Source organism: Paraburkholderia ribeironis (genome assembly GCF_900019265.1).
GTDB classification, from domain to species: Bacteria; Pseudomonadota; Gammaproteobacteria; order Burkholderiales; family Burkholderiaceae; genus Paraburkholderia; species Paraburkholderia ribeironis.
In genome coordinates, this window is the sequence record NZ_CYGX02000024.1 from 44,587 (window position 1) to 55,548 (window position 10,962).

Sequence of the window (10,962 nt, forward strand, 5' to 3'; positions counted from 1 at the left end):
CGAGACAACTGCTGAGCTCAAAGACCCGCGAACGCAACGGTGCGCGTATTCGATACCGGCAGGCGGATCTTCCGGGCGGCCTGGTATTCGGCCGAAGCGTGCCAGCGACGGGCCGTGTCGAGGTCGGCAAACTCCAGTACTACGATGCGTCTGGGATGCCATTCGCCTTCCAGTGTGAGCGCATCGTCACTGCGCGCCAGCACGCGTCCGCCGTACTGTGAGATGGTCGGAACGCCGAGCCTTCGATACTCGCCAAACGGTATCGGATCATGCACATCAACTTCCACTACAACGTAGGCGACCATCGTCTTCTCCTCTTCGTCACAGTTATTCAGGCGCGGACCTCGTCGTCCAGCGCCACGAACACTTTGCCATCCTCGATCTTCACCGGAAAAACGCGCAAGCAGGCCTGCAGCGGCTCGCACATGGCCTTGCCACTGCGCACATCGAAGCGCCCCTGATGCAACGGACATTCGATTTCGTTGTCAAGCAGGAAGCCATCGGTCAGCCGCGCCTGGCCGTGCGTGCATTGGTTGTCGGTCGCGAATATCTCGTCATCGACGAGATAGAAGGCCACGTCGCGCCCTTCCACCAGCACGCCGACGAGGCCGAGTTCGCGCACTGTTGCGGCATCGGCCGCGAGTGTCCAGCAGGTCGTCATCACATCACCTTCAGATCGGATAAATCAGCGAATTCGGGATCATTTCGCTGTCGAACACGCAGATGCGCGACTCGAACCTGAGCCCCTGGTCGGTCCTGCGAATCCGGTCGATGTAGCGGCCGGCGTTGTACACGTCGCTAAGTTGCTCGGTCTTGGTACGCAGCACCACATAGTTGGCTTCCGCTTCAATGACGTCGCCTTCGATCCGATGGATGAGCGGCGCACCAACGACGTGCCGTTGATAGTACGGATCGAAGAAGAGCGTCTCCTTGATCCCGTAGACGCGATCTTTCAACATGCCCTTGCTCTCGAATGCGAGCACCGCAAGAGGCATGCCTCGCTCATGGTTTTCGCGCGGCAGTACCTGATACGTGCATTGGTCGAGAAAGAATTCCGGCCAGCTGTCCCAGTCGCCGGTATCGAGGGCCGCCGCGTAGCGGGCGTTAAGTGCGACGAGCGCATAGAAGTCGTCGAAGCTCGGAACGCCCGCACCATCGAGTTGACAGGCGGTGCGGGTAACGAGCGTTGCAGTCGTGCTCATGACTTGGCCTCCATGACTTCACGCCAGTATTGATACATACCGCGCACCAGGGTTTCGCTGACCATGTGATCCGTGTGATCGTCGACCTGCTGCCCACCTAGTTCGTTGTACACATGGCCGTGCTTCACTTGTGCAAAGCTTTGCTGCACACATTCGATGACTTCGCCGTCATCGGCCGACACGAATCCGGCCGGACCGAACAGGTTCGCCTGACGCAGGCGTCGGCGCGTCATGGTGTCGTCGTCGGTCTCGAAACCGAAATGAGTCCACACGTAATCGAATACCCCTGGGCCAGACGGACGAATGCGCCGGGTTGACAACGCGTTGACCTGCTGCTGGATGATCACGCTCGGCATCAGGGTCAGCATCACGACGGTCGGCTCGCCCCACCACGGTTCATGCACGACGTCGAGAAAGCGGTCATCGTGCAAGGTCATCCTTTCCTTGAAACTCGTCACGTTGCGCGTGACTTCGCCGCCGCCACCGCCGCTGCGAATCGAGATCATCGCGCCATGGCGATGCCGCGCATCTGTGACCAGCCTGGCGGGATTGTCTGCGCGCCAAAGACCGAAGTTGACGAACCACGTATGCAACAAGCCAGCGTGATAGGGATCCTTGATGTTCTCCTGCATCAGCTTCCAGTTGCTGGGAATGCGCTGGCGCGTGTAGCCGAGCACGGTCAGTTTCGGACCGTGGAAGAGCCGGTCGTAGTACGCCAGAATCTGGGGGCCAAGAAAGTCTTCAAACGATTCAACATCGGGATCGAACGAAGCAAACACGGCACCACCGCGAGTCGAAACCCTAAGGAGCCTAAGCCCGTGCTCCTTCGGGTCGAAGTTGGACGGCATGCCGCCGTTGATGCGGCCGCCCTGGCGCACACCGCGCCGGAACGGCACACCGGTCAGGTTGCCATTCAAGTCATAGTTCCATTGGTGGTACGGGCAGCGGAAGTCCTGCGCGTTGCCAGCACGCTCGCGACAGAACTGCATTCCGCGGTGGGCGCACGCATTTTCGACGACCACGACTTTGCCTTCCTTGTCGCGCGTCATGATGACCGAGCGTTCCCCCACTTCGGTGCGGCGGAAATCACCCGGGTTCGGGATTTCTGCCTCCAGCCCGATATAGCACCAGTGCCTTGAATAAAAGAGACGTTCCAGTTCGCGCTGGTACAGCGCTTCACTGGTATACGCGTCGAAGGGCGTACGGCTCGAGCCCTCACCCTTCCAGTCGAGGGCGGCGGCCATGTCACGAGGTGCGTTCAAGATTTTCTCCCGTCAGGTGGAAGGGGTCGATAGGGCCCGCGAATTGTCGCCTTCGCTCACGCGTGCCGTGTGGGCGCCGAATGCAACGTCGCGCACGCGCCGCATTGGCGAGTGTGTCGATCAGATGGGCGGTGTCATCCCAGCCGAGACACGCATCGGTGATGCTCTTTCCATATGCAAGTGGTGCACCGGGCATGACGTCCTGACGGCCGGCAAACAGGTGGGACTCGATCATCACACCTGCGATGCGGCAATCACCGCTCGCGATGCGCGCAGCAATATCGCTACAAACGTTGACTTGTGCAAAGGGATCCTTGCCGCTGTTGCCGTGGCTCGCGTCAATCGCGACATAAGGTGCGAGCCCCGTCTCGAGCAACTGGGCGCATGCTTCGTCAACGCTTTGCGCGTCGTAGTTCGGCGTCTTGCCACCGCGTAGCACGATGTGACACGCGGGATTGCCAGAGGTCTCGACACTGGCCGGGCGCCCGCTGTCGCCCAGCGCGATAAAACGATGCGGCTGCTGCGCCACCTTGACGGCATCGATGGCGATGCGCACATTGCCGTCCGTGCCGTTCTTGAAGCCGATTGGTGCCGCGAGGCCGGATGCGAGTTGCCGGTGCACCTGGGACTCAGTGGTTCGCGCGCCGATCGCGCCCCAGGACACCAGGTCGTCCAGGTATTGTGCGTTGATCACGTCGAGAAATTCGGTGGCGACCGGCATCGCTATCGCATTGATATCGACTAGTAGCTCGCGAGCCTGTCGCAGGCCACATGCAACGCGGCAACTGCCATCGAGATCCGGATCGTTGATCCAGCCTTTCCAGCCGATTGTCGTGCGAGGCTTCTCGAAATAGGCGCGCATGACTACTTCCAGTACGTCAGCATGCCGAACACGCAGCACGTTCAGACGGCGCGCGAATTCGAGTGCGGCCGCGCGATCGTGGATCGAGCACGGGCCGACGATCAACGCCAGGCGATCACAGTTGCCCGCAAAAATTTGCGCCAGCGCATTGCGCGTGTTTGCGATCAATGCGGCGCCCTGCTGGCATAGAGGCATGATCGCGCGCAGCTCGGACGGGGTCGCGAGCTCCTCGACAAGCGTGAGCCTACTGGGCAATGCGGCTACGGACGTGGACGGCATGCGCAACTCCTTGAGTGCCTCACAGAGGTCCGCTCAAATGTAGAGCAGACCTGGTGAGACGGATTAAAGGCGATTGCGCATGGAATGGAAACTGTCAGAAGTCGCAGCGCCATGCGGCGGACCGCTCGGCGTCGCTGTCAGATATCCCAGTAGCGCGGAGCGCGGACCCGACGTAGTTTTGCGACTGACGCTCGCACGGCCTGGCCTCGTGACGCGTCGACCGAACCACGCAATGGAGATGAATGATGGACAAGAGGCATTTCGAAACGTCGATCGACGTGAAGTATCGCGATACCGATTCGATGGGGCATGTGAGCAGCCCCGTCTACTATGACTACCTGCAGCATGCATACTTGAACTTCATGCACAATCTGCTCGAGGTGCCGCTCGCCGAGAAGCTGCCGCACATCATGGTGAAGACAGCATGCGAGTACTTGCAGCCAGCGCACTATGGCGACCGGCTGAAGGTAAAAAGCAGCGTTGTCAAATTCGGCACAAAGAGCTTCGAACTCGAGCACGTGATGGTGCGTGACGGACTGCAGGGAGGCGTCGTCGCAAGAGGGTCGTCCACGCACGTCATGTTCGACTATGCAAGCGACTCGACGATGCAGGTGCCTGACGACTTCAAGGACCGGGTGATCAATTTTCAGGGGAGACTGTAGCGAGCGACAGATCGCACGGCGCGGCGCCGTGCGATCTGCGCGACTCAGCTCAGGATGCCGAGCAGCGCCGCCTTGACGGTCGCATGCGTCTTGTTCGACGCGTCCAGCTTACACACCGCACGGTTGACGTGAAAGTTTACGGTGCGCTCGGTCAGTCCGAGGATCATGCCGATTTCGTAGCAGGTTTTACCTTCGGCGGTCCAGCGCAGTACTTCGCGTTCGCGCGGGCTGAGTGTGGATGCGGATTCGGGCAGAATGGCCGGCAACGCGAACCCGCTCATCACGCTATGCGCGGCGTGTGCGAGCAGCTTCAGCCGATGTTCGACGTTCACAAGCTCGCTCGCTCCGATGGGTTCGTGCTCGCGTGCGACCGTGAGCATGCCTACCGTACCGCCCGCGTCGTGGGAGGCTTGCGACCAGCCATGCTGCAGGCCGAACTCGCGCGCATGGGCCCAGAATTCGTGCTCGGTGTCCGCAAGGTCCGACCATAATATCGGCGTTGCTCGACGCAACCCCTGCTGCACTGTCGGATCGATTCGCAGATAATTGCTTTTCCGATATACGCGCTGCCATTCTTCCGGATAATTATTTATCAGGAAAAAAGCCGGCCGGCAAATCGGTAGCGGTAATCGCCCGCCATAGGCGCAATAATCAAATCCCCATTCCTTCGCGTGTAGGGCGATTGCTGCGAACGCCTCGTCGCAACCCCGTGCGCTCATTAAAGCGCCAATTATCTCGTTTCGCCAGGCCGCCATCTTGTATTCCTCATCCAGTCTCGACACGTTGATTCTCGAGTATGCCGGGGCTCAGCTCGCACGCCGGAGGAAGCCCGGACCGAAATCAATCGTGTGTCGGTAAGACGACTCAATACCCACTATTTGGAAAAAAAGCTTGATGTGACCGTGCCTGTGCGGGCCACGAACGCCCACGGTCGCGCCCGATCTTCTTTGCGGAATGCTTGATGAAATTCTAGTGAAAGCGTTTCGAAGGAAAATGACCAGTGCTTCCTGTCTTGATTTTTTGAAGTGGTTGTTAAATTCTTTTAATCGAGTGTTTTAGAAAATCACGATTCCAATCTGTTCGAAATCTCCGGGCAAATTCAAGCGACACGCAACTGATATTAGTCACAGTTTCGCGTATCTGCGACGTGGACTAGATTTCAGACGACCGCGCTTTTTACGCAGAACACGCAACCCGGATGGAATCGAAATGAACTTCGAATGGACCGATGAGCAACGGGAAATCTATCGCACATATCGTGCGATCGGTTTGCGCTTCGTGCGCGCCGCACCGCGCGACGGCTTCGATGCAGACTGTTGGAGTGCGCTCACGGCGGCGGGCATGTGGCGCATCCCGGTGCCCCGGGAATGCGGTGGCGGCGGCGGTAGTTGGTCGGACTTCACCGTGGCCTTCCAGGGTATCGTCGGCGCGATGCGCTCGACAGGGTTTGCGATGGCGGTTGCGAATCAGGCGACGGTGATCCGCGCATTGCTGAAACACGCCAATCCCGCTCAACGCGCACGGTATCTTGCGCCACTTCTCGACGGCGCGAACTGTGCAACAGCCATTTCCGAACGCGGAACAGGAACAGAAGTGCGCGCATTGCAGACAACGCTGAGTGCGAGTGCACACGGCTATCTGCTCGATGGGCACAAGTACAACATCAGTCATGCACCAACGGCATCACTGCTGCTGGTCGCAGCTCGCTTCGCGGATGATGCGCACGAACCAACGGTGCTGGTGCTGCTTGATCCTACGCTCGCCGGGGTGACGCGATCGCCGCCGCAGCAGACGATGGGCAATCGCAACCTGCCCATCGGCGACATGGAGTTCGCGTCTGTGCGACTCGACGACGACTGCATGCTCGGCACGCCGCGCGACGGACTGCGCAACCTGATGGACATTGCATCGATGAATCGCGCTTACTTCGGCTTGTTATGCGCACAGTCAATCGTGCCGTTTCTCGACGACGCGCTCGCCTATACGAAGTCGCGCGAGGCACTGGGCGTCACGCTGGACGCGCATCAGCACGTGCAGCGACGCCTGGTTGACATCCGCATCGGCATAGAGCGCACGCGCTGGATGTCGCTCGCGGCGCTCGGCCAGTTGCTAGGCGGTCATCCCGACGCATTCGCGAATTGCTCGATCGCCAAGTTGACTGGCGCACAGGATCTGTCATCCGGTGCGCTCGACCTGCTCCGCCTGTACGGCAGCGCCGGATATCGCAGCGCAGCGCTTGCGTCGTTTGTCGCGGATACACTCGGCATGCTGTGCGCAGGCGGCACGGATGAGATGCATAGGCGAAATATCTTTGCGCAGATGCGGCGGCAAGCCGACCTTGCTGCGGAACCCGCTCGCGTGGAGGCGAGCGCGATCGGTGCGTCCCCCTCGGACCTCATTCACTCATCGACAAAGGAGAATCTCGTGTCCATCGAACCAGGCCTGAAGGCGCACGCGACGCATCACGTCAACGTCATCGATCTTGCTGATCAGTGGGGCGGCGAAGCTCATGCACTCGCGAGTCCAATCATGATTATCTTTATCGAAAAGACATGCATGGCGGCGACCGATCATTTGCTCGATACGACCCAGATGACTGTTGGCTGCAACTTCGAAATCAGGCATCTCGCGCCTACGCCGCCTGACTGGGAAGTCACAGTGGATGTTGAACTGATCGCGGTGGAAAACCGGATGATGACCTACCGAGTGACCGTGAGCGACGCCGCGGGCGTCGTGGGCGACGGCATTCACACACGCTGCGTGGTGAGCAAGACCTCGTTCCACGAGCGAATCGCGAAACGCCGTGACAGTGTGGGCGCTCGCACAATGAGTCCGGCCTGCGAGGTCCACTGACATGCTACCTCCCTTGCTTCACACATTGCGCCTGCCGGTCATCGCATCGCCGATGCTGATCGCCAGCTATCCAGAGATGGTTCTGGCGCAATGCAAAGCCGGAATCGTGGGCGCGTTCCCGGCGTTGAACGCGCGTCCCAGCGCGCAGCTTGCTGACTGGATCGATCAGTTCGATACCGAACTGGCGGCGTATCGTGCCGCGCATCCTGATGCGCCGCTCGGACCCTACGCGGTGAACCAGATTTGTCACCAGTCCAATGACCGGCTCGACGTCGACCTGAGCATCTGCATCGAGCGCCGCGTGCCCATACTCATCACCAGCCTGCGTGCGCCGCCACGCGCAATCGTTGACGCAGTGCACGCCTATGGCGGCATTATCCTGCACGATGTGACGACGGTACGCCATGCGCATAAGGCTCTCGAAGCCGGTGTCGATGGATTGATCCTGGTCGCAGCCGGTGCCGGCGGACATGCGGGTACGTTGTCGCCGTTTGCGCTGGTGGCCGAAGTGCGGCGTTTTTTCGACGGCTTCCTGGTTCTGTCGGGCGCGATTGCTACCGGCGCGTCCGTGTGCGCAGCGCTTGCGCTCGGTGCCGACTGTGCGTATATCGGTACGCGCTTTCTTGCCTCGTGTGAGGCGAACATCGCGACGCGCTACAAACAGACCATTGTCGACGCGCAAGCCGCCGATATCATCTACACCGACGCTTTCACGGGTGTTCACGGCAACTACCTGAGGCAGAGCATCGAGGCGGCCGGCTTCGATCCGTCAAATCTGCCGCGACCAGACGGGCTCGCGATGGATTTTTCGGCCTCTTCCGGTGCGAAACAATGGCGTGATATCTGGGGTGCTGGGCAGGGCGTCGGGTCGATGGACGCGGTACTCAGCGTGGCGGATATCGTTACGCAACTCGACACCGAGTACCGTGCCGCACGCAACCGTCTCATCGCGTGGTGATCAGTTATGCGAACTGTCTATGGATGTGCGGCGAGCCTGCCGCCCGGGGTCGAACCGGCAATCGCAGCCTATCGGTATGAAATCTTCGTGCGACAGAAGGGATGGCCGTTGTCGTGCTGCGCGCCGTTCGAGCGCGATCGGTTCGACCGTATCGACACGCGGTATGTCGCCGCGTTAGACAATCATGATGCTGTTTGCGGTTGCGCCCGCTTGCTTGCGACGCATCGGCCCTACCTGCTCTCGGAAGTGTTTTCCGATGTGTTGGGTGGCGTCGCGTTACCGAACTCCAAAACGGTCGTCGAACTGTCGCGCTTTGCCGCAAGGCCGCCACCGTCACATTCGCTCGACGCACGCCAAACCAGGCAACTGACCCGCGCGCTGCTAGCCGCCTGCGTCCAGTGTGCAGTGGAGCAGGGCGCGACGCGGATTATCACTTTGTCCCCGCTCGGCGTCGAGCGACTGTTGCATCGAATGGGCGTGAACGCCAGTCGGGCAGGACCACCGCTAACCATTGCTGGCAAGCAGATGTTCGTCTGCTGGATCGAACTCGACGAAACCACGCGTTCTGCATTGGGTGTGATCTCCGCGGCTCGCGTGACGTCAAGACCGCGTTCCCTGACGACGCGCCATGGCGACGCGCACCCTGATCACGTCCACGCAGGGGCGACTATGCAGGTACGGGTATGAGCTGCTTCAAGCGGCCTTTGCAAGCACAAGGCGTGGTGGCCTACCTCGGTCCGCAGGGGACTTACTGCGAAACTGCGATGCAGCAGCGGTTTGGCCTGATGGTCAGGACACTGAGTTGTGACACCGTTGATGCCGCCTGTCAGGCGCTCGTCGCGAGACAAGCGCAGTATGCCGTCTTGCCGCTTGAAAACTCTACTGAAGGTGTTGTCACCCGCACCCTGGATGTGCTCTACGACTTTCCGTTTCCGATCATCGGCGAGATCGTGCTGCCGATTCACCATTGTCTGTTGACGAAAAGCGGCTCGCTGCACGACGTCACGCGCATTTGCGGACACCAGCAAGCGCTTGCACAATGTCGCCGTTGGCTCAGCTTGCATGGCCGCGGCATTTCGCTCGAAGCGGTTGCCAGCGCGGGCGTTGCAGCGCGCCTGGCGGCTACCGAACCTGATCATGCGGCGGTGGCCGGCGCACAAGCGGCTCAACATTACGGGCTGCGCGCGGTCGTTGAGGGAATCGAGGATGAGGCGGACAACCGGACCCGCTTTGCTGTGCTAGGCGGCGCGGGACCGGCGGCTACGGGATTCGATTGCACCACGGTGATCGTTTCACTGGCGAATGTGCCAGGAGCGCTTGTCGATGTACTGACACCGTTTGCCCGACACGGCGTGTCCGTGTTGCGGCTCGCATCCCGTCCCGCGCATGGTTCGGGCTGGAACTACCGCTTTTATCTTGATCTGATGGGTCATCGCGACGATCCACCATTGAGCGCCGCACTTACCGAGATTCGGCATTCGATGCGCGAGATCCGGATGCTCGGTTCGTATCCACGCGCGGCGTAAGCCGACCATGGTCCTTCCCGGGGACCATTTCGCATCCCGACGAACCCGGCTCCGTTTGCATTTGAAACGCTGCGCGTCCAGATTAAGTAGGTTCACAAATAGATCTTTCTCTTCCATCTTTTCCCCGTTCGATCTGCCGCCTCGCCTGGCACGGATCCTGTTGGGTCGTGTATGCCCATGCCATGTCCACGATCTCACAATTTCATTGGGGTTCGACCTATCAGGCACAGTGAATGCTCTACCTGCATCGGGTCATTGCCAACTGTGGAGGGATCGCGCAGAGGCACGCCGGACGGCGATTCCGGCCACCAGTCCAGATCGGCCACGAAGATGGCGGGCGTCTTCATAGCTCAAAGGCTTAGGATAGAAAAGCTGGTACACGGCTCCCCATTGCCGTGGCGGAACCGTGGGCGAACAGGCCGAACCGCGGCTCATTTCGATGAGCACTCCGTAAGGGGATGGCAGATGAACATAGTGAATGGAAGGACTTGGCGAAACGGTCCGAAGCGTGTTGGAATCTTCAGGCAGACCGGGCTTCCGCGTTCGGGTGCAGGTAGCCCCGATGCAGACATCAATACCGCACAGCCTTCGCGAGGCAGACGCCTTGCGCTTTGGGCTGCGTCGGCAAGCGCGTTGGCTGTCGCGGTCATGGGTATCGTCGCGCGTAGCGATCGGTTCGACGATGATCAGGCGCTCGGGATCATCGGAACAACGTCGCCAGCGCAACACAAGACTTGGTCCGGGCATGTCGCGCTGCCGCCGTCGCCTCCCGCTCGCGCAACCCCGGTTGGCAGTGCTGACCTCGCCCCGCCTGTGTCTTCCGCTCCGTCCGATCACGGCGCTGAAGCTACTCTGGATTCTGCCGCGCCGCAGTCGGTTACACGAGGGCCCGATCACGCAAGCTATGCCGCCACGCAGAATCGCCGCCACTCGGCGCCGTATGTGAGAGCAATCAAGCGGCATGCGAGCGGGATCACCCTGCCCACATCGCCGACGCCACAAGCGTCTTCGTCCGTTCATGTCGCGGGATCATCGTCAGTTCCTGCGCGGGGACCTGCAATTAGCAATGCTGAACATGCCCCAGCCGTGTCTTCCGCTTCGCTCGATCACCGCGGTGCACCTTCTCCGAATACTCGCGGTACACCTTCTCGGAATTCTGCTTCACTGCGGCTGGTTCAAGGACAGCCTGCAGGCGCTCACGGAGGAGGTGGTTTGGGCGCGGGCGGTTCGGGGGTAGGCACAGCCGGTTCGGGTGCGGGCGGTTCGGGTGCGGGCAGCTCGGGTGCGGGCAGCTCGGGTGCAGGCGCAGCCGGTTCGGGCGCACGCGGCTCGGGTGCAGGTGCAGCCGGTTCGGGCGC

At 60.6% G+C, this 10,962-nt stretch carries 11 protein-coding genes; 5 read left to right on the forward strand and 6 right to left on the reverse strand.

Annotation, left to right across the window (positions count from 1 at the left end; genetic code table 11):
• Positions 1-17: 17 nt before the first annotated feature.
• The 5 genes from BN2475_RS11725 to BN2475_RS11745 are packed head-to-tail and all read right to left on the reverse strand — an operon-like array spanning position 18 to position 3,605.
• The gene (locus BN2475_RS11725) at positions 18-305 is read right to left on the reverse strand and encodes a DUF1330 domain-containing protein (RefSeq protein WP_094779694.1); all 288 of its coding nucleotides are present in this window, start codon (positions 303-305) and stop codon (positions 18-20) included.
• Between the two features lie 26 nt (positions 306-331).
• Positions 332-661 (reverse strand): non-heme iron oxygenase ferredoxin subunit, encoded by a 330-nt coding sequence (locus BN2475_RS11730; protein ID WP_094779695.1) that lies wholly within the window; start codon positions 659-661, stop codon positions 332-334.
• 10 nt (positions 662-671) lie between these two features.
• Entirely contained in the window at positions 672-1,202 is a 531-nt protein-coding gene (locus BN2475_RS11735) for an aromatic-ring-hydroxylating dioxygenase subunit beta (protein ID WP_094779696.1), read from the reverse strand.
• The gene (locus BN2475_RS11740) at positions 1,199-2,446 is read right to left on the reverse strand and encodes a Rieske 2Fe-2S domain-containing protein (protein WP_162844470.1); all 1,248 of its coding nucleotides are present in this window, start codon (positions 2,444-2,446) and stop codon (positions 1,199-1,201) included. The genes BN2475_RS11735 and BN2475_RS11740 overlap by 4 nt, the downstream gene beginning before the upstream one ends.
• A 1-nt stretch (position 2,447) precedes the next feature.
• Positions 2,448-3,605, reverse strand: a complete 1,158-nt coding sequence (locus BN2475_RS11745; RefSeq protein ID WP_094779698.1) for a 3-deoxy-7-phosphoheptulonate synthase — start codon at positions 3,603-3,605, stop codon at positions 2,448-2,450.
• A 242-nt stretch (positions 3,606-3,847) separates the two neighbouring features.
• On the opposite strand from BN2475_RS11745, the gene BN2475_RS11750 reads away from it, so the two are divergent.
• Entirely contained in the window at positions 3,848-4,267 is a 420-nt protein-coding gene (locus BN2475_RS11750; protein ID WP_245841280.1) for an acyl-CoA thioesterase, read from the forward strand.
• Between the two features lie 44 nt (positions 4,268-4,311).
• Here BN2475_RS11750 and BN2475_RS11755 read toward each other — a convergent pair whose 3' ends face one another.
• Positions 4,312-5,049, reverse strand: coding sequence for a LuxR family transcriptional regulator (locus tag BN2475_RS11755; protein WP_143325775.1), 738 nt, complete (start codon positions 5,047-5,049; stop codon positions 4,312-4,314).
• A 427-nt stretch (positions 5,050-5,476) separates the two neighbouring features.
• Between BN2475_RS11755 and BN2475_RS11760 the strand changes: the two genes are divergently transcribed.
• From BN2475_RS11760 to pheA, 4 genes are read left to right on the forward strand one after another with little or no spacing between them, the layout of a single operon-like run.
• Positions 5,477-7,120, forward strand: coding sequence for a thioesterase, FlK family (locus BN2475_RS11760; protein ID WP_245841281.1), 1,644 nt, complete (start codon positions 5,477-5,479; stop codon positions 7,118-7,120).
• 1 nt (position 7,121) lies between these two features.
• Complete coding sequence (locus BN2475_RS11770; RefSeq protein ID WP_094779701.1) at positions 7,122-8,078, forward strand: NAD(P)H-dependent flavin oxidoreductase; 957 nt, start codon at positions 7,122-7,124, stop codon at positions 8,076-8,078.
• Positions 8,079-8,084: 6 nt separating this feature from the next.
• Positions 8,085-8,765: an acyl-homoserine-lactone synthase gene (locus BN2475_RS11775; RefSeq protein WP_094779702.1), complete on the forward strand. Its 681-nt coding sequence runs from the start codon at positions 8,085-8,087 to the stop codon at positions 8,763-8,765.
• Positions 8,762-9,604, forward strand: a complete 843-nt coding sequence (gene pheA / locus BN2475_RS11780; protein WP_094779703.1) for a prephenate dehydratase — start codon at positions 8,762-8,764, stop codon at positions 9,602-9,604. The genes BN2475_RS11775 and pheA overlap by 4 nt, the downstream gene beginning before the upstream one ends.
• Positions 9,605-10,962 lie beyond the last annotated feature (1,358 nt).